Annotated in this window: 13 protein-coding genes; all 13 read left to right on the forward strand. The window is 36.9% G+C overall.

All coding sequences use genetic code 11. The annotated features are described in order from the left end of the window. Positions 1-66 precede the first annotated feature (66 nt). The 13 genes from LUA90_RS07080 (at position 67) to LUA90_RS07140 (ending at position 22,825) form a co-directional block, all read left to right on the forward strand. Positions 67-1,374, forward strand: coding sequence for a murein hydrolase activator EnvC (locus LUA90_RS07080; protein ID WP_231458884.1), 1,308 nt, complete (start codon positions 67-69; stop codon positions 1,372-1,374). Positions 1,375-1,451: 77 nt separating this feature from the next. Then, entirely contained in the window at positions 1,452-1,790 is a 339-nt protein-coding gene (locus LUA90_RS07085) for a twin-arginine translocase TatA/TatE family subunit (RefSeq protein ID WP_231458885.1), read from the forward strand. An 11-nt stretch (positions 1,791-1,801) separates the two neighbouring features. Continuing rightward, positions 1,802-2,002, forward strand: a complete 201-nt coding sequence (locus LUA90_RS07090) for a twin-arginine translocase TatA/TatE family subunit (protein ID WP_231490667.1) — start codon at positions 1,802-1,804, stop codon at positions 2,000-2,002. A gap of 15 nt (positions 2,003-2,017) precedes the next feature. Continuing rightward, on the forward strand, positions 2,018-3,436 hold the full coding sequence (gene gatA, locus LUA90_RS07095) for an Asp-tRNA(Asn)/Glu-tRNA(Gln) amidotransferase subunit GatA (RefSeq protein ID WP_231458886.1): 1,419 nt from the start codon (positions 2,018-2,020) through the stop codon (positions 3,434-3,436). 332 nt (positions 3,437-3,768) lie between these two features. After that, the gene (locus LUA90_RS07100; protein ID WP_231458887.1) at positions 3,769-5,172 is read left to right on the forward strand and encodes a lytic transglycosylase domain-containing protein; all 1,404 of its coding nucleotides are present in this window, start codon (positions 3,769-3,771) and stop codon (positions 5,170-5,172) included. Between the two features lie 311 nt (positions 5,173-5,483). Continuing rightward, positions 5,484-7,808 carry an NADP-dependent malic enzyme gene (locus LUA90_RS07105; protein WP_231458888.1) on the forward strand — a complete coding sequence of 775 codons (2,325 nt, stop codon included), beginning with the start codon at positions 5,484-5,486 and terminating at the stop codon, positions 7,806-7,808. Positions 7,809-7,876: 68 nt separating this feature from the next. Then, positions 7,877-8,461, forward strand: a complete 585-nt coding sequence (gene ruvA, locus LUA90_RS07110) for a Holliday junction branch migration protein RuvA (RefSeq protein WP_231458889.1) — start codon at positions 7,877-7,879, stop codon at positions 8,459-8,461. Positions 8,462-8,472: 11 nt separating this feature from the next. Next, complete coding sequence (sprA, locus tag LUA90_RS07115) at positions 8,473-15,672, forward strand: cell surface protein SprA (protein WP_231458890.1); 7,200 nt, start codon at positions 8,473-8,475, stop codon at positions 15,670-15,672. A gap of 93 nt (positions 15,673-15,765) precedes the next feature. After that, positions 15,766-16,146, forward strand: coding sequence for a glycine cleavage system protein GcvH (gcvH, locus tag LUA90_RS07120; RefSeq protein WP_231458891.1), 381 nt, complete (start codon positions 15,766-15,768; stop codon positions 16,144-16,146). Beyond that, positions 16,136-16,558: a glycine cleavage system protein H gene (locus LUA90_RS07125; RefSeq protein ID WP_231458892.1), complete on the forward strand. Its 423-nt coding sequence runs from the start codon at positions 16,136-16,138 to the stop codon at positions 16,556-16,558. Before gcvH ends, LUA90_RS07125 begins: the two co-directional genes overlap by 11 nt. A 245-nt stretch (positions 16,559-16,803) precedes the next feature. Beyond that, on the forward strand, positions 16,804-19,626 hold the full coding sequence (locus LUA90_RS07130; RefSeq protein ID WP_231458893.1) for an outer membrane beta-barrel protein: 2,823 nt from the start codon (positions 16,804-16,806) through the stop codon (positions 19,624-19,626). Between the two features lie 136 nt (positions 19,627-19,762). After that, complete coding sequence (locus LUA90_RS07135; protein WP_231490668.1) at positions 19,763-22,513, forward strand: TonB-dependent receptor domain-containing protein; 2,751 nt, start codon at positions 19,763-19,765, stop codon at positions 22,511-22,513. A gap of 96 nt (positions 22,514-22,609) precedes the next feature. Further along, entirely contained in the window at positions 22,610-22,825 is a 216-nt protein-coding gene (locus LUA90_RS07140) for a FeoA family protein (protein ID WP_231458895.1), read from the forward strand. The last annotated feature ends 1 nt before the right edge of the window (position 22,826 follow it).

Here is a 22,826-nt window from a genome sequence, read left to right on the forward strand (position 1 = left end):
CTCCTAATGCCCTTAGTAACTTAATTTTAATACTTTTTACTGTAAAATTTTTATACTTTTGGCTTAATGAAGCTATACAAACTCCTAATCATCCTGTCTTTAAGCACTATTGCCTTTTCTTCTTATGCGCAAACTGAGAGCCAATTACGAAGAAAAAAAGAAGCTATACAGCGAGAAATAGAACAGCTACAAAAAAATCTTAATAAAACGGCAAGTGGTAAAAAGCTAACCTTACAACAAATTAATGCCATTAATGCCCAAATCAGGCTTCGCCAGGATAAAATCGGAACCATCAACTCTGAAATAAAAAACCTCGATAACCAAATCTCTCAGAATACAAATACCGTACATACATTACAAGGACAGCTTGGCGATTTAAAAAAAGAATATGCCGGCATGATTCGTTTTGCGCAAAGAAATAGAAATGCTTACGAAAAAATGATGTTCGTTTTTGCAGCAAGAGATTTTAATCAAGCCTATAAAAGAATTAAATACCTGCAACAATTTAGTCAGTATCGTAAAAAACAAGCAGGCTACATCGAAAATACGCAAACCGAATTAAATGGTAAAATCAGGGTTTTGGATAAAACCTTAAAAGAAAAAAGCGAACTTTTAAAAGAGCAGGAAAGAGAAAGAGAACGCTTAGGAAAAGATAAAAACCAGCAGTCTGTAGCTTTAAAAAACTTAAGCAAACAAGAGCGTCAATTTAAGCAGGATATTAACGCCAAAAGAAAAGAACAACAGCAAATTGATAGGGCCATTCGTGCTGCAATCGCCAGAGCAATTGAAGAGGCCAGAAGAAAGGCAGCTGAGGAAGCTCGTTTAGCGGCGGCAAAACGTGCGGCAGAAGAAAGAGCTGCGGCAGAGAAAGCAAAAGCAGAAAATAAGCCTGCTCCAACTGCTTCTAAAGCCGCTCCGGCAGTAAAAGAGAAGAGTACCTCAGAACTGTTAACAGCTACACCTGAAGCAGCACGATTATCAGCAGGTTTCGAAAATAACAGAGGTAGATTGCCTTGGCCAGTTGCAGCAGGTACTATTACAGAGCGTTTTGGTTTACATAAAATAGATCAAGCTACATATACCAATGATGGAATAGATATTACTACTTCAGATGGTGCTACAGTTAGAGCCGTTTTTGCCGGAAAGGTTGTAATGGTTCAGAATATTATGGGTAGAATAGCCGTTTTAATTAGCCATGGAGAATATTTCACAGTATATCAGAATTTAAAAGCGGTTACTGTAACCACAGGTTCAACGGTTGATACTAAACAATCAATAGGCTCTGTTGCAAATACAGGCGATGATGCGATTTTGAAGTTTCAGATTAGAAGAGGTCAAGGGGCCTTAAATCCAGAAGCTTGGATTAGTAAATAACAATAGGGAATTAAATGTTTATATTTGTATAAAATAGATTAGTGATGTATCAAGGCACGTTATTAGAGTTTTTAAATATGGGTGGATCAGAGATCGTACTTATATTGGTTGTGGTTCTTTTGTTGTTTGGAGGTAAAAAATTACCCGAATTAGCAAGAGGATTAGGGAAGGGGATTAGAGAATTTAAAGATGCATCTGATGGTGTAAAACGCGAAATCCATAGAAACATCAATGCAATGGATTTAGATAAAGAAGAAGAAGAACAGCATGCAACCAACATACATAGCCAGCGCCATCATCCTTCAGATGATTCGGTAGTTGATGAAAAGGTTGCTACAACTCCAGATAATACACATTCCTCTGTTAGCAGTACTCCCATTGATGAAAAAATTGTAACAGATAGTCAAAAAGTTTAAACTAAAAAGTTATGTTAAATACAACAATAGCAGCAATGCTTGGCACACCAGAAATCATCATTATTGCGGTAGTGGTACTTTTATTATTTGGTGGTAAAAAAATTCCTGAACTTATGCGTGGTTTAGGTAAAGGTGTAAAAGAATTTAAAGATGGTAAAGATGGTGTAGATGGCGAACAAGTAGGTCCATCAAACCGCGATAAAACTGTTTAATACAAATTTTAGGTTTTGAAGAAATACAGCTCTCTAAAGGAGATTCAAACGCTCATTTCGCAGAAGCAAATCACTTTACCCGATTTATTGGCTTATTATTTTAAGCAAATTAAAGCAAACGAACACCTCAATGCATTTAATGAGGTGTTTTTTTATTCGGCAGAGGCGCAGGCGACAACAGTACAGCAAAAAATAAACGAAGGCACGCAAGGTAAGCTTGCGGGCATGGTTATCGGCATAAAAGATAATATTTGCTATAAAGATCATATTGTTACGGCATCTTCAAAAATGCTCGATGGTTTTGTATCCCCATATTCTTCAACGGTTGTACAGCGTTTATTACAGGAGGATGCCATAATAATTGGTCGCTTAAATTGCGATGAATTTGCAATGGGTGGTTCTAACGAAACCTCATATTTTGGAGCGGTAAAAAACGCTGCAAATCCAGAACTTGTTCCCGGTGGCTCATCAGGTGGTTCTGCAGTAGCCGTTCAGGCAGACATGTGTTTGGCAGCTTTAGGCACCGATACGGGCGGTTCTGTTCGTCAGCCGGCTGCTTTTTGTGGGCAAATTGGTTTAAAACCAACTTACGGAAGAATTTCCAGGTATGGCGTAATCGCTTATGCTTCCTCTTTCGATCAGGTTGGTCCGATAACTTCATCTGTAGATGATGCAGCCATATTATTAAAGGTTTTAGCAGGTGCTGATGAGAATGATTCTACTGTTTCTGCCTTAGAAGTGCCTGATTATGCTGCTCATTTGAGCAATAATAAAAAACAAAAAATCGCCGTTTTAAAAGAAACCATCGAGAGCGAAGCGCTTGATCCGGAAATTAAAGCTGCCATACTTCAATCTATAGAAAATTTAAAGCAAAAAGGCCATACCATTGAGTATGTTTCTTTTGATTTACTGGATTATTTAGTGCCGGCTTATTATATTTTAACTACCGCAGAGGCTTCTTCAAATCTTTCGCGTTATGATGGTGTGCATTACGGGCATCGCAACGCGGAAGCAAAATCGCTCACAGATTTATATAAACTTTCTCGTTCTGAAGGTTTCGGTGAAGAGGTTAAACGCCGTATTTTGCTTGGAACTTTTGTTTTAAGCGCTGGTTATTACGATGCATATTATCAGAAAGCACAACAGGTAAGAAGACTAATCCGTGAAAAACTTGATGATTTATTCAAGTCTTACGACTTAATTCTATCGCCCGTGGCACCCACTTCGCCTTTCAAAATTGGCGAGAATTTTCAAGATCCCTTGGTGATGTACATGGCCGATATTTTTACGGTTTTACCATCTTTAAGCGGTAACCCGGCGATTGCATTGCCTTTAGGCAATAATAGCGAAGGTTTGCCGTTAAGTATTCAGTTTATAGCCAGGCATTTTGAAGAGGATGCTTTACTTGCTTTCTCTAATTCGTTTTTAAAATAGCTCGTTATTGCGAGGAAAAAGGAATCTTTTAAAACCTAAAAGATTTTTATTTTGGAAATTGAAGCATTTGCCTTTTGGCCGATTGTAGTCCCGCTTTTTGTTGCTCCCGATGAAAAATCGGGATTCACGTCAATCGGGTTTAGGTACAAAGGTTTGTGTAGGTTGGAAACATTAAAATGGAATATAATTTTGCCATTTAGCCCCGGGTGAAGCGGTTACCCTGCAGCGAGGAGGAAACCGACGAAGCGAAGCGTAAAAGCGAAACACGGGAAGAATTTTTAATAAGTGTAATTAGTTGCGCTACAATTTAGTTTTATATTAAACCACAACGCATGATTAAAAAATTACTTTTTACTTGTTTTTTGGCGCTAAGCGGATTTGTTTTTTCGGCATCGGCACAGCAAATTCTAAAAGCAGATAGTCTTTTTAAAAAGCAAAATAACGTATTCATAAATACCGATACGGTAGCCGTTCCTCCGGCAATAGAAAATCCTTTGCTTTTAAGCCAAAATTATGTTTATAAACTTCGGTTAGATTCGGTTGAGCAAATTGTACCACTTCCGCATAACGAATATGTGCAGCAATACATAGATATTTATGTTAAACGTAAAGATATGTTTGGCAAAATGCATGGCTTATCTGATTATTACTTCCCGATTTTTGAAAAAGCATTGAGGGATTACAATATTCCACAGGAAATAAAATACCTTACCATTGTAGAATCTCAAATGAATCCGCATGCCATTTCAAGGGTTGGCGCAACCGGCATTTGGCAGTTTATGTTTGGTACCGGTAAAGCTTACGGCTTAAAAATGGATAATTATGTTGATGAACGTAAAGACCCAATACAGGCAAGTTATGCCGCCGCCGCATATTTTAGAGATGCTTTTGAAGAATTAGGCGACTGGCTTTTGGCTATTGCGGCTTACAATTGTGGCAAAGGAAATGTGAATCGGGCAATTGAGAAAGCAGGCTCACGCGATTTTTGGGAGATAAGACAGTTTTTACCAAAAGAAACCAGAAACTATGTTCCGGCTTTTATAGCGGCAGTTTATGTTATGAATTATTCTGGCAAACACCAGATTACTGAGCTGGCCAGCAATATGATTTTAAAAACCGATACCATGCAGGTTAACCATTTTGTTTCACTACAATCGCTTGCGAAGGTTTTAAATGTAGACGAAAGCACATTGTTTGCTTTAAACCCATGGTATAAGAAAAAAATTATTAATGGTACGGCAGATTTACCAAAACGTGTAATTCTACCTAAATTAAAAAGTGCTGATTTGGCTGGTTTGTACGATGTATTAAACGCCGATGAGTTTGACGGAAATATGCGTGTTATTGAAGCCGGAACAGATGATGTGCGTGAACTTAGAAAGAAAAAGGTAACAACTATTGCTTCAAAAGCGATGATTTTCCATAAAGTATTAGCAGGTCAAAATTTAACCGCCGTTGCCAATAAGTATGGTGTTGAAGTTCAGGATTTAAAAGTTTGGAATGGTTTAAAAAGCCAAACGGTAGTTCCGGGGCAAAAGCTGAAAGTGTATGCAAAAAGAACAGTTGCTTTGAAAGCACCTGCATCTTATTTAAGCTATACAGTAAAGCGTGGTGATACGCTATCTGAAATTGCTGAAAAATTTGATGGTGCAAGCGTTCAAAGTATCAGAAAAGATAATCGACTGGCTAAAGCTGGTTTGCAACCTGGTATGGTGCTTAAGATTAGTAAAGGGTAACTTCCATTTTTTTATTTTCGCTATTCTTGATGTTGGCAGAGCGTAGCCAGATTTGGAAAGGAATAAGGATTTCAAATCCTTATTTTATTAGAACTTCGAGATGCCTTTCAGAACATCTCGAAGAGCTGAGGTGTGCAGCCAGACTTGGAAAGGAATAAGGATTTCAAATCCTTATTTTATTAGAACTTCGAGATGCCTTTCAGAACATCTTGAAGAGCTGAATAACTTCCATTCTTTTTATTCAATAGCCTTTTTATTTTAAGCCTCATAAAAAGAATTGTACCTTTGCGCCGTCACTAATAAGTTACTTAATGAGTAATATCAATAGAAAGCAAGATGCGCTCGATTACCACTCGCAAGGGCGGCCAGGAAAAATACAAGTAGTACCTACAAAACCAACAACTTCGCAACGCGATTTAACTTTGGCTTATTCGCCGGGTGTTGCAGAACCTTGTTTAAAAATAGCCGCTAACACGGATGATGTTTATAAATACACCGCAAAGGGAAATCTTGTTGCGGTAATTAGTAACGGTACAGCCGTTTTAGGTTTAGGCGATATTGGCCCCGAAGCAGGTAAACCTGTAATGGAAGGTAAGGGTTTGTTATTTAAAATCTTTGCAGATATAGATGTTTTTGATTTGGAATTGGACACTAAAAATGTTGATGATTTTGTGAAAATCGTTAAGGCTTTAGAGCCAACATTTGGTGGTGTAAATTTAGAAGATATTAAAGCGCCTGAGTGTTTTGAAATTGAGCGTCGGTTAAAGGAAGAAATGAATATTCCTGTGATGCACGATGACCAACATGGAACAGCAATTATTTCTGGTGCAGCGTTATTGAATGCCATCGAAATCCAGAAGAAGAAAATAGATAAAATTAAGGTTGTGGTAAGTGGCGCTGGTGCAGCGGCTGTATCATGCTCTAAAATGTACCTTTCTTTGGGCGTAAAAGCCGAAAATTTGGTTATGTTCGATATTAATGGGTTAATTAACACCGAACGTACAGATTTGGATGATATGCGAATGAGTTTCGCAACAACCAGGAAAGACATAAAAAACATTGGCGAGGCTATGAAAGGCGCTGATGTTTTCATTGGTTTATCAGCAGGAAACGTTATACAGCCTGAGATGTTGGTTGGTATGGCCAAAAACCCGATTGTTTTTGCGATGGCCAATCCAAATCCGGAAATTGCTTATGATTTAGCTATAAAAACCCGTAAGGATTTAATTATGGCTACCGGCCGTTCTGATTATCCTAACCAGGTTAATAATGTATTGGGTTTCCCATATATTTTTAGAGGCGCTTTAGATGTACGTGCAACAACCATTAACGAAGCGATGAAAATTGCTGCTGTTAAGGCGATTGCCGAGCTTGCGAAAAAATCTGTGCCTGAGGCGGTAAATCTTGCTTATAACGCCCGTAATCTTAAATTTGGCAGAGATTATATCATTCCAAAACCTGTAGATTTTAGGTTGATAACAGAAGTTTCTATCGCGGTAGCTAAAGCGGCGATTGAAAGTGGCGTTGCCCGTAAAAACATTACAGATTGGGATGCTTATCACGAAGAATTAAGAAAACGCTTAGGTTTGGATGATGTAATTATGCGAGCCATCACCAATAAAGCAAAATCAGACCCAAAACGTGTGGTTTTTGCCGAAGCGGATAATTATAAAATCTTAAAAGCTGCCCAAATTGTGAAAGATGAAGGCATTGCAATCCCAATTTTATTGGGTAACAGAGAAAAAATTCAGGATATAATTGATGCCCACGCTTTGGAATTGCATGGTGTAGAAATTATAGATCCAATTCAAAATCCTGCTAAAACCAAACAATATGCAGACGCACTCTATAAAAAACGTCAGCGTAAAGGAATTTCTGCAAAAGATGCGGCCAAACTATTGAGAGATAGAAATTATTATGGTGCATCGATGGTTGAGTTTGGTGAAGCTGATGCAATGATTTCTGGTTTAACCAAAAATTATGGCGATACAATTAAGCCAGCTCTTCATGTAATTGGTGTAGATCCATCGGTTAAGCGTGTTGCAGGTATGTATATGATGATGACTAAAAAAGGTCCGGTGTTTTTTGGAGATACTACTGTGAATGTAGATCCATCTGCTGAGGAACTTGTTGCCATCACTTTATTAGTAGAGAAATCGGTTAAACAATTTAACATTAAGCCGAGAGTTGCCTTACTGTCTTATTCAAACTTTGGTTCGAACGATGGCATAACACCAGAAAAGGTTAGGAAAGCTGTTAATATTTTACATAAGGAACATCCTGAAGTTGTTGTGGATGGTGAAATGCAGGGTAATTTTGCCATTAATAATGAGCTTTTGAAAGATAATTTTCCTTTCAGCACATTGGCAGATGCACCTGCAAATACGCTAATTTTTCCTAATCTCGAAGCTGGTAACATTGCTTACAAACTTCTACAAGAACTTGGAGGTGCTGAAGCTGTTGGTCCGATTTTGTTAGGCTTAAATAAACCGGTGCATATTGTGCAGTTGGGTAGTTCGGTGCGTGAAATTGTAAATATGGTAACCATTGCTGTTGCAGATGCGCAAGCCAAAGAAGAATCGGCAGGTGGCACAAAGCGGAAAGGTATTTTTACTAAAACAGCAGCAAAAAAGTAAGTTTAGTTGCTTTTAATAGTAATTAGCTTTAAATTGAAAATCTCAAACTGTAATCCGAAATCTAAAATATGTACGCCTATATTGATGGTAAACTTACCTTTAAAAACCCTGCTTATGTTGTTATAGAAGCAGGAGGAATAGGTTTTCATATAAACATTTCATTAAATACGTATAGCAATCTTACCGATACGGAAAGGTGTAAACTTTACACCTGGCTACATGTTAAGGAAGATGCACACACACTATATGGCTTCGCCGATGAGGGTGAACGCCGTTTATTTTTACATCTGATTTCTGTTTCGGGTATTGGCCCGAATACAGGAAGGATGATTTTATCCTCAATTACACCAACAGAAATTCAAGCAGCTATCGTTCATGCAGACTATCCACTAATTCAGCGAATTAAGGGACTAGGCGCAAAAACTGCACAGCGTTTAGTTTTAGAATTGCAGGATAAACTAAAGAAGGAGGGCGTAGATTCATTAATTTCTGTTCCTCTGCACAATACCGTTAAAGATGAAGCGTTATCAGCATTAGTAATGCTCGGTTTCGCCAAACAAACAGCCGAAAAAACTATCGATCAGATTTTAAAAGTAACAGAAGGAACGCTTTCGGTAGAGCAGCTAATTAAACATGCCTTGAAGAACTTATAGACTAACCGCCTTTGAAGAGAATATTTACCCTATTAATTCTCATCCCTATTCTATTTGCCACAAAAAACAGCTTTTCGCAAGTTGTAACAGGCAAAGCGGATACGTCATTGAAAAAAAATAATTTTAGCCTCCGCGAAAAGCAATTGCTTGGCTTAAGCCCTACCACCAATCCCTTTTATCCACTTCCAAATGGTTTAAAAAGAACGGTAGAGTTTGATGCTAAAAACAAGCGTTACATTGTTAAAGATTTGGTTGGCGATAAATATGTAACCAGTACGCAGTATTTAACGATAGATGAATACCAGCGATTGGTTAACAGCGAAATAAAACGCGGCAACTGGAGAAGTATTTCTAATGCAGAGGTTAGCGATTTTAGAAACACTGGAGTAATTCCTCAAATACAGGTTAATAGCAAAGCTTTCGAAAAATTATTTGGCGGAACGACTATAGATATTCAGCCTCGTGGCGAAGCTGAATTAACCTTTCTTGGTCGAACCAACAGGAATGAAAACCCACTGTTTAATGAGCGCCAAAGGGTGCAAACCAATTTCGATTTTAACCAAAGAATTCAAATGGATTTGATTGGTAACATTGGTACGAAACTAAAAATAAAAAGTAATTATAATACTGAGGCGCAGTTTGATTTCGAAAATCAAATTAAGTTGGATTATACCGGTGGTGCTGACGATATTATCAAGAAGATTGAGGCTGGAAATGTGAGTTTGCCATTAAACACCAGTTTAATTACCGGTACTCAGGCACTTTTTGGTTTAAAAACGCAATTGCAGTTTGGTAAATTAAATGTAACCAGCGTTTACACACAGCAAAAATCTCAATCTCGTGAAATAAAAATTACGAATGGTGCGCAATCCAACGATTTTAGAGTTGGTGCAGATAATTACGAGGCCAATCGGCACTTCTTTTTATCGCAATACTTTAGAAATAATTACAACAAAAATTTAGCGAATGCACCTATTATTACATCACCAATCCAAATTACAAAAATAGAGGTTTGGATAACAAACAAAGCCGGTAATACAACCGATTCTCGTGATGTTTTAGGTTTAATCGACTTAGGTGAAAATAACCCATTTAATACGGCGCAAGTAACCGGCGGAAGTTCAGCACTTCCTGCAGGAACAACAGCTACTGGTTTTCCGCAGCAATCGAATAATTTATTACAAAATCTTCCGGCAGGCGCAAGGCTTACCAACTCTAATGATGTAATTTCTTACTTTCAGGCAAATGGCGGTACAGATAACTTTGCAAAGCTGATTTATGCCAGAAAACTAACCGACAGAGAGTTTACTTTCCAGCCTCAACTTGGTTACATTTCCCTTAACAATGGTTTAAATGGCGATGAAGTTTTAGCGGTTGCTTATCGATACACCTACAATGGCGTTGAATACCAGGTTGGAGAATTTTCTACAGATGTAACTTTTGATGGCGCTACACCTAAAGTATTATTTGCAAAGCTACTAAAAAACGAAACCACTAAAATTAACCTGCCAACCTGGGATTTGATGATGAAAAATATCTATTCCATTGGTGGGTATCAGATTAGTAGTCAGAATTTTAGGTTAGATATTTTCAGGATTGATAATCAAAGCGGCGTTGAAAGTCCGGTGATGACGGAGGGACAAAACACAGCGAATAAACAATGGATTAATTTAACAGAGTTTGATAGATTGAATCCTCAAAACGAACGAAAATCGGATGGTGTTTTTGACTTTGTGCCTGCGAATAATGCTTTCGGCTCTGCCACAAATGCTTATACGGCGAATAATAGTTCAACTTTTGGCTCAAATTTAAATGCCAGCGGTTTATCAGCTTTGCTGAACAATACAAATACTGGTTATATTACGATAGACCCAGCCAATGGCAGAATTATCTTCCCGGTTATTGAGCCTTTTGGAAAAGATTTGGCTGCTAAATTTACACCTGGTGAACAAGCTTTAATCGATAAGTACACCTTTACGGCATTATATGATTCTACACAAACTATAGCTAAACAATTATTTCAGGATAAAAACAGGTATGTTTTAAAGGGTCATTATCAATCTGAAGTTTCTTCAGAATTTAGCCTTAATGCAATAAATGTTCCTGAAGGTTCTGTTAAGGTTTTTGCCGGAACTATGCCTTTGGTAGAAGGTGTAGATTTTACAGTAGATTATCAAGGTGGCAGGGTAAGTGTTATTAACCAGGCATTGTTAATTTCTGGCCAGCCGATAAGGATTACAACTGAAAACAACGAGCTTTTTGGTTTACAGCAGCGCTCGTTATTTGGTACGCGGTTAGATTATCGTTTAAATAACAAGTTAAATCTTGGTGGTACGATAATGAACCTAACGGAGAAACCATTAACTCAAAAGGTTAATTTGGGAGAGGAACCGATTTCAAACACCATTTGGGGCGCCGATATTAATTACAGTTCCCCATCTCGTTTTTTAACAAAATTAGTAGATAAACTTCCTTTTATATCTACAAAAGCGCCATCGAGTGTAAACTTTTATGGTGAATATGCTCAACTTATTCCCGGGCATCCAAGAGCTTTAAATTTTGCTGGTAGCCGTAATGGCGTAAGTTATCTGGACGATTTTGAAGCATCGAGATCGATAATTGATTTAAAAGGAGCGATTTCGTGGCAACTATCTGGTACACCTCAGCTTTTTCCAGAATCTCAACTAATCGATAACTTGGAATATGGTTATAACCGAGCAAGGGTAGCTTTTTACAATATCGACCCAACTTTTTACAATGCTGCGGCATCTACAACGCCTGCAAATATTCGTAATAACCGTAATGAGCTTTCAAATCACTACGTACGTGAGGTGGTGGAGCAAGAGGTTTTTCCCTTTAAGCAAACTGCAACAGGGCAAGCTTTAAATATTACCACTTTGGATGTGGCTTATTATCCAACGCTTCGTGGTCCATACAATTACCGCACAACAGGTTTTAACAGAGATGGAACTTTATTAAACCCAAGAAATAACTGGGGTGGCTTTCAACGTAGAATTGAAACAAATGATTTTGAAGCTTTGAATGTTGGCTTTATAGAATTTTGGGTTTTAGATCCATTTATTTATAACAAAAGCAATACCGCAGGCGGCGATATTTATTTTAACCTCGGTAATATTTCAGAAGATATTTTAAAAGATGGCAGAAAATCATTAGAAAATGGTTTGCCTGCTAATGATGATCCATCTAAATATGATGAAACCAATTGGGGGCGTGTACCAAGATTGCAGCCCGTAATCCAGGCATTTGATAATGATCCGGATGCCCGTAGAGCACAGGATGTTGGTTTAGATGGGTTATCAAACCAAAATGAAAAAACAAAATTTGCAAATGCACTTGCGGCAATTAAAGCGCAATTAAGTCCTGCTGCTGCGGCCATTATGGATGCAGATCCGTCATCAGACGATTATGCATATTTCCGCGGTCCTGCTTTGGATCAAATTAATGCTGGTATTTTAAAACGTTACGAAAAATACAACGGGCCGGAAGGAAACTCTAAAACTTCGCAGCAATCTCAAGCAGAACTTGGTTTAGAAAATTCTGCATCAACCGCTTTACCTGATGGAGAAGATATTAATCGCGATAACAACATGACGCAAAGCGATGAATATTTCCAATATAAAGTTTCTATGCGTCCGGCTGATTTGGTTGTTGGACAAAATTTCATTAGCGATAAAGTAACCTCATCGGTTAAGCTGGCGAATGGAAATACTCAGGCAGTAACCTGGTATCAGTTTCGGGTTCCAATTGGCGATTATCAGCAAAAAGTTGGTAACATTCAGGATTTTAAATCCATTCGTTTCTTTAGAATGTTTATGACGAATTTTGCGGATACAACCATTATGCGTTTTGCAAAACTGCAGTTAATTCGTGGCGAATGGCGTGAATTTAATACCAAAAATGGTGCAGATCAGGTTATCGTTGATCCAAGTTTGCCATTGCTTACACCAGATAACTCCAGTATTGAAGTTGCTACTGTAAACATTGAAGAAAATGGCAGACGTACGCCAATTCCTTATGTAACGCCACCGGGCATCATCAGAGAAAGAGATTACAGTAATTACCGTGGAGATACCCGATTAAATGAGCAATCGCTTGCCGTAAATGTGAAAACGTTACGAGATGGATATGGTCGAGCTGCTTTCAAAACAGCATACAGCGATTTCCGTTCTTACAAGCGCCTGGAAATGTTTATACACGCCGAAGCTTTAGATAATCAAATTTTAAATGATGGCGACGTTTCTGCTTTTTTGAGAATTGGAACAGACAATCAGGATAACTATTACGAATATAATATCCCGCTTAAAATAACAACACCAGGAACATCAGACCCTGATGCCATTTGGCCTGAAGCAAACCGAATGGATATAGATTTAACGCTTTTTCAAAATGCTAAACTGGCTCGTAACGTAGCTAAACAAGCTAACGGACAACCCTGGCCGATAAATGTACCATTTACCTATTCTGATGGGGTGCGGACAATTATTGTGAAAGGTCAGCCCGATATGAGCAAAGTGCGTATTTATATGCTTGGGGTTAAAAATCCACTCAGAAATTTGGCTAGCCCGGGTAGAGATGATGGTTTGGATAAAAGTGTTACGGTTTGGTTTAACGAGCTTCGCTTAACCGAATTTGATGAGCGTGGCGGTTGGGCAGCTACTGCCAGGTTAAACTTAAAACTTGCAGATTTTGCCGATGTAAATATTTCTGGAAGTAAATCTACTATTGGGTTTGGCTCTATTGATTCTCGCGTTAGCGAAAGAAATCGTGCCGATAACGTTTTATTAGATGTTTCTTCGGCGGTTGAGCTAGGTAAATTTTTGCCACAAAAATCTGGTGTAAAAATACCAATGTTTGTAAGCTATTCTAAGCAGGTTGCTACTCCACAGTACAATCCTAAAACACCAGATATTGAATTGAAAAATGCATTGGATCAATCTACAAGAGCGCAAAAAGATTCAATATTAAATTTTGCCCAAGATTACACCGTTCGTAGGGGTATAAACTTTACAAACGTTAGAAAAGAGCGCACCAACAATACTAAACCTGTACAGTTATGGGATGTAGAAAATTTTTCTGCAAGCTATGCTTACACGCAATATGATCATCGCGATTTTATTAATCAAAGCAGCATTCAAAATAATTACCGCGGCTCTTTGCAGTATAGTTACTCGAAAGAAGCGAGAAGTTATGCGCCATTTGAAAAGATTATAAAGTCGAATATGCTTTCGATATTGAAAGATTTTAACTTCAGTATTTTGCCTAGCGCAATTAATTTCAGGGTTGATGTTGACCGATTATACTCTGAAAATACCTTAAGAAACAACGACCCTAATAATACAATTCCGTTGTTGCAAAGCGGTTACGGTACAACCTTTAACAAGAATTTTAGAATGAGTCGCTTGTATGGTATCGCCTGGAATTTAACCCGTTCTTTACAGCTAGATTTTAATGCTACTAATTATTCTATAATTGATGAACCCGATGGAAGAATAGAAGGCTTAAAAAGAGATACTGTTTGGCAAAACTTGAAGCGTTTAGGCAGAACGACAGATTACAATCATAATTTGAATGTAACTTATGCTGTGCCGATAAATAAAATTCCGGGGTTTAACTGGATAACTTTATTAACTAAATACGGTACAAACTTTAACTGGCAAACTGAGCCTTTGGCAACCTTAAGCGACCCTAATATTAATTTAGGTAATACGGTTCAAAACAGTAGAAACATTCAGGTAAATCCAACTTTCAATTTCAATACGCTTTACAATAAATTTGGTTTTATCCGCGAAGCGAACAATGCAGAAGGTGGTGGCGCGAAAAAGTTTTTTGTTAACCTGCTTACCAGTTTAAAAAATGTAAACCTAAATTATGTACAAACTAAAGGTACATTTTTGCCTGGTTATTTGCCAAGAACAAGGTATTTGGGTATCGATAATGTAAGCGGTGCACCTGGCTTAGGCTTTGTTTTTGGTAGCCAGAGAGATATTAGGGATATGGCATTAAATAACGGTTGGATAACAACAGATACCTTACAAACCCAGCAATATGTAAATACTTTGAGAGAAGACTTTCAATTAACCGGGCAGATTGAGCCAATCAAAGATTTAAGAATTACTTTAAGAGCAAATAGAGCACAAACCCGAAATTTCTCAAGCAATTTCAGATACGTGGCAAGCGTTTCTTCTTTTGAAAATTTAAGTGCAATTACTACTGGTGATTACAGTATTTCTTACATCGCACTCGGAACGGCATTTAAAGAAAACAATGCAAGTACCATTTCAACTTTATACAATAGGTTTATCTCAAATCGTTTGGTAATGTCGAGGCGTTTAGGCGGTCAAAATCCAAATTCATCTGGTATTACAAATGGTTATGCTGATGGTTATGGTAAAGAAAGTCAGGATGTGGTTATTGCAGCCTTTTTAGCTGCTTATTCTGGTAAAGATGCCAATAATTCAAAATTAAGTTCTTTTCCTAAAATACCGCTACCAAACTGGAGTTTAACGTATAACGGATTAACTAAGATTCCATTTATTGCCGATAGATTTTCTTCGGTGGATATTAAACATGGGTACCGTTCGGCATACAATATTAATGGTTATAATTCATTACTACGTTACCAGGAAAATAATGGCTTTGTAAGCACAAGAGATGCTAATAATAACTTCTTGCCACAATTTCAGTTTGCGCAGGTAACGGTTTCAGAATATTTTTCTCCATTGATTGGAATAGACACTCGCTTAAAGAATAATTTAACTGCGAATATAGAATTAAACCGTTCTCGTTTATTGGGTTTGAGTTTATCCAACAGTCAATTAGCGCAACTTTCAGAAAACAACGTGGTGGTGGGTTTTGGTTACCGTACCAATAAATTCCGTTTCCCATTTGGATGGTTTAAAAGCTTAAAAATGGATAACAATATGGATTTTAAACTTGATGTAGCCATTAGAGATAATAAAACAGTTATTTATAGAACGGTAACAGATGAGCGTAATCAGGAAGTGGCACAAACGGAGGTATCATCTGGAGCAAAAAACATTTCATTAAGACCTACAATTGATTACGTATTAAATCAAAAGTTTAACATCAGATTGTTTTACGATTCCAACATCACCAAACCATATACATCGCAAACGTTCAATACATCGTTTAGTAATTTTGGTTTTAGCCTGAGGTTTACTTTGAATTAATTGATGTATGGATAAATTGAGCGTAACATTTCAATGTTTAGATTTCAACATTCCAACATAATATTTAACTTTGACAAACAAATAATTATACAAATGAATTTTCCATCAGAATTAAAATATACTAAAGACCACGAATGGGTTAAAGTAGAAGGAAATGAAGCATATATCGGCATTACTGATTTTGCTCAGCGTGAACTTGGTGATATCGTTTATGTGGATATCAATAGCGTGGGTACAGAAGTAGCCTCGGAAGAGGTCTTTGGAACTGTAGAGGCTGTTAAAACTGTTTCTGATTTATTTATGCCGATTGCTGGTACTGTGTTAGAAATTAATGCTGAATTAAATGATAACCCTGAACTGGTTAATTCTGATCCATACGGTAAAGGCTGGATGGTAAAAGTTTCATTATCTAACGCTGCAGATGTAGATGCATTACTTACAGCTGAGGCATATCAGGCTTTAGTTGGCGCATAATAATCCAACAACATTGTTTAAAGCACTAAAGACACAAAAATGGGCCATATTATGGACACTTGTAACTTTAGTGCTTTGTAATATTCATCTCCCCGATCAGGATGGTGATGGTTTTTTCTTTACTGGATTTGATAAAATGGCTCACCTGGGCTTCTTCTATATTTTATCGGTACTCCTGTTTTATGGAAAAATCAATTACCAGCATAGTTTTGGTTTCAGAACCTTAACAATTTTTAAAATTATACTGATTAACGTAATAATTGGTGGTGGAATTGAGTTATTGCAATGGAAAGTTTTTACGTATCGCGCTGCCGAATGGTGGGATTTTACATGTGATATGTTAGGCTGTTTTATGGCGGTTTTTAGTTACGTTTTATTGCATAAATTAAATTTCAATGAAAAAGCCAATTAGTTTAATCTGTTTAATTTTTATACTATCATTAAGTAGTTGTAGTGTATTCAAAAAGGATTGCAACTGTCCTAAAGTATATTACAAGTCTTATCCATCCCAAAAATAAATAGCATTAAAATGCCGCCAGATTAGCGATTTTTCGGCTGTATTTAAAATGTTACCTTGTTTTTAACATACCTTAACAAACCTTTCAGCATTCCCTTAGTCTGATAGCATAGTTTTGTATTAATTATATTCAAATTTTGATGAAAATTTACGTTCAAAGAGCAATATTTTTTGTTCTTATTTTTTGTGGATACTTAGCTCAGGCGCAAAATGGCGGAGCAATAAATGGTCGGATTATCAATGCGAAAGATAAAAAACCGGTAGACTATGCAACAATTGCAGTAAAAAGCTTAAAGGATTCCTCTATTGTGGCTTCCGGTCAATCAAATCCCGATGGAACTTTTTCTTTTAAAAACATCCCAGCAGGTAATTACAGGGTTATCGCTGCATTTTTAGGTTTAAAAACAACCAATAAAACTATTACTGTAGCAAAAGCCGCTATAAACATTGGCGATATCGCTATGGCTGATGATGGTTTGAACCTTAATGACGTAAATGTTACGGCTCAGGTACCAACGGTTGTGGTTAAGAAAGATACTTTAGAATACGATGCTAAATCGGTTAAAGTACGTGAAAATGCCGTTGTAGAAGATGTTTTAAAGAAACTTCCAGGTGTTGAGGTTGCCAAAGATGGTAGCATTAAAGCCGGGGGCGAAACTGTAACCAGAGTTAAGGTAGATGGAAAAGAATTTTTCGGTAGCGACCCATTGCTGGCAACAAAAAATCTTCCGGCAGATATGGTAGATAAAATTCAGGTTATTGATGAATTATCTGAGCAGGCACAATTTACAGGTGTTGATGACGGTACAAGAAGTAAAATTTTAAACATCACCACCAAAAGCGGTATGAAAAAAGGCTATTTTGGAAATAGTAATGTAGGTTACGGAACTAACGACCGCTACGATGCCAGCTTAAACGTTAATAAATTTAATGGCGACCAGCAATTCAGTTTTATTGGTCAGTTTAATAACGTAAATAAACAAAACTTTGGTGGTGGCGGTGGTCAAGGCAACGGTTTTGGTGGCGGTGGCGGCGGTGGCCGTGGTTTTAGTATTGGCGGCGGCGGTTCATCATCTGGTGGTGGCGGTATTACCACTACAAATGCTGCGGGTTTAAACTTTGGCGATACCTATAAAGACGGAACCCAAATTCAGGGAAGTTACTTCTTTAACAAGTCATCTGTTTTTAACGAACAAACCAGCACAACACAAACTTTATTAGGTAATACTTCTCAAAATGTAAATAATTATTTAAACAGCAATAGCGATAGAAACAATCATAGATTTAATTTTATGATTGACACAAAACTAGATTCGAGTACAAGTATCAAAATTCAGCCGAATGTGGCCTACACCGAAAACAGTGGTTTAAGTTTGCAGAATTACAATAGAAACAACATTCTGGCGAATGGAACCACCAACACTATCGGTAATCAGAATTTTACTACAGATAATTCAACACCAGCTATCAGCAATAATATCCTGGTTCGTAAAAAATTTAAACGCAGAGGCCGTACTTTATCATTAAATATCAACACTACAATTAATGATAGCGATTCGGATAATATCAACTACATCTCAGAGGCCAGCACATTTAATGGCGTAACTACGCAAAAGCTAACGAATCAATTAAATGATTTAAGCAGTAGTAATTTAACAAATAACACACGGGTTGTTTATACTGAGCCTCTATCTAAAACTACAAGTTTGGAGTTAAACTATCAAAACGGTATAAATAACAGTACTTCAGATAGAAATATCTTTAATTTTAATGCGCTAACCGGAAACTTTGATTTAGTTGATAATACATATTCTAACCATTTCGAAAACCAGACTTTAACAAATGCCGCTGGTTTAAGTTATACAGTAACACAGAAAAAATACAACTGGAATATTGGCGTTGCCGGACAACAAACAAATAGAGAAAATACCAATTTAACTACAGGAGTAGTATTTACCCAAAACTTTGTGAACATTACCCCTTCAGCGCAGTTCAGATATAATTTTAGCAACAGTAAAAGGTTATTTGTAAACTATAGAGGAAATACACAACAACCAAGTATTGATCAAATTCAACCAATTCCAGATAATACAAACACACAATCTGTTATTTTAGGTAACCCGAATTTGAAACCTGCGTTTAACAATACACTAAGTGTTAGATACAACAACTTTGCTTTTGCAAAAATGCGTTTCTTCGCCGTGTTTTTAAACTTAACCCAAACGTTTAATGCCTTTGCATCGAGCCAATCGGTTATTACGAATCCAGCAGATATTAACTATGGTAAAATTGCATCAACTTTTATCAATGTTGATGGAAATTACAGCGGTAATGCGAACGTGGTTTTAGGTCAGCCAATTCTTCCAAATAACAAATTGAATTTAAATGCAACCTTGTCTGGAAATTATTCACGCGGAACAAACATTACCAGTGGATTAGATAATATCACTAACAACTGGAGTTTAAATAATAATTACAGGTTTGTAACCAATTTGGATAAATTAGATTTAACCGCTGGTATTGGTGGTACAGTTACAAGAGCAACTTATTCTGCAACACCTAACTCAAATACAAGATTCTTTACCTTAAATCCAAGCTTCGATGTTTCTTATCTTTTCCCAGGCAATATCCGCCTTGCGGTTGATTTAGATTACATGAAAAACACGGGTAGAGGAGAAGGTTTTAATACAGACTTCACTTTGGTTAATGCATACATCAGCCGTCAGTTCTTTAAAAACCGTGGTACATTCAAGGTTGCGGTAAATGATGCCTTAAATCAGAATCAGGGAATTAGCAGAACAGCTACAGCAAATACAATTACCGATTTAAATTACAACGTATTAAAACGTTATTATATGTTCTCATTCACTTATTCATTAACACGTATTGGCGGCAGAAATATTGGTAATGATGTTCAAATGCCTGGTGCACCTGGTCAGGGCGGAATGCGCATGAGAATGTAATTATATAATAGAACTCAAATTTTTAAGCCTATCGTTAACAGCGATAGGCTTTTTTGTATTTCAATTGTTACCTGCTATAAAACAAACCTTTTAGTAGGTTGGCAGTCAATCATTATACAGACTATCCGTAAACCGAATGAAAACATTTTTTACCTGCTTTATACTCTTTTTATGCCTTTCTACATTTGCTCAGCAAAAACCCGGAACCGTAAGCGGTCGAATTGTTCAATCGAAGGATAGAAAACCTTTAGATTATGCCTCAATAGTAATCAAAAATCTTAAAGACTCGAGCACCGTAGTTTCTGGTACAACCGGTGAGGATGGCAAATTCTCATTCAAAAATCTTCAGGCAGGTAAATATAAAATATATGCTGCTTATATTGGTTTAAAAAACAACAGCAAAGATTTTTCTATAACTGCTGATAAAAGCGAAATTGCGTTAGGTGATATTGTTTTGGATGGTAGTGCAATTGATTTGCAAACGGTTGAAATTAAAGCAGAAGTGCCTCCAATTGTTGTGAAAAAGGATACGCTAGAATTTAACGCCAGTTCTTTTAAAACGGTAGAAAATGCCGTGGTAGAAGATTTACTTAAAAAACTTCCGGGTGTTGAGGTAGATAAAGCCGGAGCAGTAAAAGCCCAAGGCGAAACTATTACCAAGGTTATGGTTGATGGAAAGGAGTTTTTTGGTAATGATCCTTTATTGGCTACAAAAAATCTTCCGGCAGATATGGTTGATAAAATACAGGTTATAGATCAATTATCAGATCAGGCACAGTTTACTGGTGTAGATGATGGAACCCGAACAAAAATTATCAATATCACCACGAGAAAAAATAAGAAAAACGGTTATTTTGGAAATAGCAGTGTAGGTTATGGTTCTGATGATAGATATGATGCTAACGCAAACATCAACCGATTTAATCAAGACCAGCAGATGAGTTTGGTGGCGCAATTTAACAATGTAAATAAGCAAAATTTTGGTGGTGGCTTAGGTGGTAATGGCGGTGCAGGCGGTAGAGGAACCGGTATTACCACAACTAATGCCTTGGGTTTTAATTTTGCAGATACTTATTCAGATCAAACTCAGGTTAACGCCAGTTATTTTTTCAATAAAACCGAAAATCTAGTTCAGCGAAACAGTGTAACGCAAAACCTGTTAGGCGATATTACAACCATATTTAATAACAATCAAAATAATGTGGCTGATAGATTAAACCATCGTTTAAATTTTATGGTCGATACTAAAATTGATTCTTTAACTTCTCTTAGAATTCAACCTACGCTAAGTTATACAAACAATGAGAGCGCCAACAATAGTACATACACAAGAGATTACAGTACCTACACTACAAATGGAACGCAGGCTTTAAATAATAAGAATACTTCTCCATCAATAAATAATAATATTTTATTTAGACGAAAATTTAAGCGTAGAGGTAGAACACTATCCTTAAACTTAAATACCAGTATTAATAATAACGATGCCGATAATTATAATAACATTGTTGATAATACAACAAATGCAGGCATCACCACACAAAAAATTACCAATCAGCTTAATGACCAAACCACCGAATCAATTAATCAAAATTCGAGGATAGTTTATACAGAGCCAATTTCCAAAACTTTAAATCTCGAATTAAATTATCAAAACGGTTATAATCATAATACATCCGATAGGTTTACCTACAATTTTAACCCGGCAACTTTGCAGTATGATATCTTAGATTTAACCTATAGCAATTCTTACGAGAATACCATTTTAACAAATACAGCAGGTTTCAGCTTTAATGGTAATGGCAAAAAGTTTAACTGGAATCTGGGTTTCGCTGTTCAAAATACTGATAGAACAAACGATAATTTAACGCAGGGTTTTACCTTAAAGCAAAACGTGTTTAATTATACGCCATCTGCAATGTACCGCTATAATTTTAGCAATAGTAAACGTTTGGTTGTTAATTACAGAGGTTCAACAAATCAACCAACCATCCAGCAATTGCAACCTATACCAAATAATACCAATACGCAAAGCATCCCGGTAGGTAACCCAGATTTAAAGCCAGAATTTAACAACAACCTTCGCATTGCTTACAACACTTTTACAGTTGGAAAAAATCGGTCGCTTTTTGTAAATATGAACCTAACGCAAACCATGAACAGGATTGCAAACAGCAGCAGTTTAATTCAAAGCGGTATAAACCAAGGTAAGCTTGCAATACTACCGGTAAACGTTAACGGAACATATTCGGGCAGTATTTCTTCTTCTTTGGGTTTGCCTTTCTTGCCAGATAATAAATTAAATTTCCACATCAATATTGGCGGCAATTATGATCGCGATGTGAATTTCACTAATTCTATAAAAAATATCACCAATAGCTGGGGCATTACCAATGGTTATCGCCTGGTTTCTAATTTAGATAAGTTGGATTTAACCGCTGGTGTTAATGGTTCCATTAACCGGGCTACTTATTCGGTACAGCCAAATTCAAATACAAGGTTTTATACTTTTAGTCCAAATATTAGCGTAAGTTATCTTTTCCCTGGCGATATCCGTTGGTACATAGATGCAGATTATAATCAAAATACTGGTCGTGGCGAAGGTTTTGATACGCACTTTACCTTGATAAATTCTTACATCAGCAAGCTCTTGTTTAAAAACCGCGGAACGCTTAAAGCTTCGGTAAATGATTTATTGAACCAAAACCAAGGTATAACCAGAACAGCGAACAATAATACTATCCAGGATGTGAGTTACAATGTTTTAAAACGCTATTTTATGTTTTCGTTTACTTATGCGCTTAACCGCATGGGCGGGAAAAATATGAATATGATAGGCGAACAGAGAAATGGAAGCGGTAACCGCGGTGGCAGAAACCGAAACTAAATCATTTGCCTGTAATTTACCTTTTATGAGGTCATTTATTAGTCTTCTTATTTGGAATAAATCTAAAGAAAGGCTAACTTGCACCAAATTTAACAGATGAAACTATCGCAGTTAAAAGTTGGAGAAACAGGAACGATTGTAGCATTTACAGATCTAGAAATGTCTGTAAAATTAATCGAGATGGGCTGCCTTCCGGGCGAGCTTGTTGAAGTTGAAAGATTTGCACCACTTGGCGATCCGATGGCGATAAGAGTTGCAGGTTATCAGCTATGCTTACGTAAAAGTGAGGCTGCGGTTATCATCATTCAATAAG

The sequence above is a fragment of the Pedobacter sp. Leaf170 genome (assembly GCF_920984665.1).
Classification (GTDB): domain Bacteria; phylum Bacteroidota; class Bacteroidia; order Sphingobacteriales; family Sphingobacteriaceae; genus Pedobacter.

Excerpts from the sequence above, each read along its gene's own strand:
- LUA90_RS07080 (WP_231458884.1), top strand. The coding sequence starts at position 67 with ATGAAGCTATACAAACTCCTAATCATCCTGTCTTTAAGCACTATTGCC.
- LUA90_RS07085 (WP_231458885.1), top strand. The coding sequence starts at position 1,452 with ATGGGTGGATCAGAGATCGTACTTATATTGGTTGTGGTTCTTTTGTTG.
- LUA90_RS07090 (WP_231490667.1), top strand. The coding sequence starts at position 1,802 with ATGTTAAATACAACAATAGCAGCAATGCTTGGCACACCAGAAATCATC.
- LUA90_RS07100 (WP_231458887.1), top strand. The coding sequence starts at position 3,769 with ATGATTAAAAAATTACTTTTTACTTGTTTTTTGGCGCTAAGCGGATTT.
- LUA90_RS07105 (WP_231458888.1), top strand. The coding sequence starts at position 5,484 with ATGAGTAATATCAATAGAAAGCAAGATGCGCTCGATTACCACTCGCAA.
- ruvA (WP_231458889.1), top strand. The coding sequence starts at position 7,877 with ATGTACGCCTATATTGATGGTAAACTTACCTTTAAAAACCCTGCTTAT.
- gcvH (WP_231458891.1), top strand. The coding sequence starts at position 15,766 with ATGAATTTTCCATCAGAATTAAAATATACTAAAGACCACGAATGGGTT.
- LUA90_RS07130 (WP_231458893.1), top strand. The coding sequence starts at position 16,804 with ATGAAAATTTACGTTCAAAGAGCAATATTTTTTGTTCTTATTTTTTGT.
- LUA90_RS07135 (WP_231490668.1), top strand. The coding sequence starts at position 19,763 with ATGAAAACATTTTTTACCTGCTTTATACTCTTTTTATGCCTTTCTACA.
- LUA90_RS07140 (WP_231458895.1), top strand. The coding sequence starts at position 22,610 with ATGAAACTATCGCAGTTAAAAGTTGGAGAAACAGGAACGATTGTAGCA.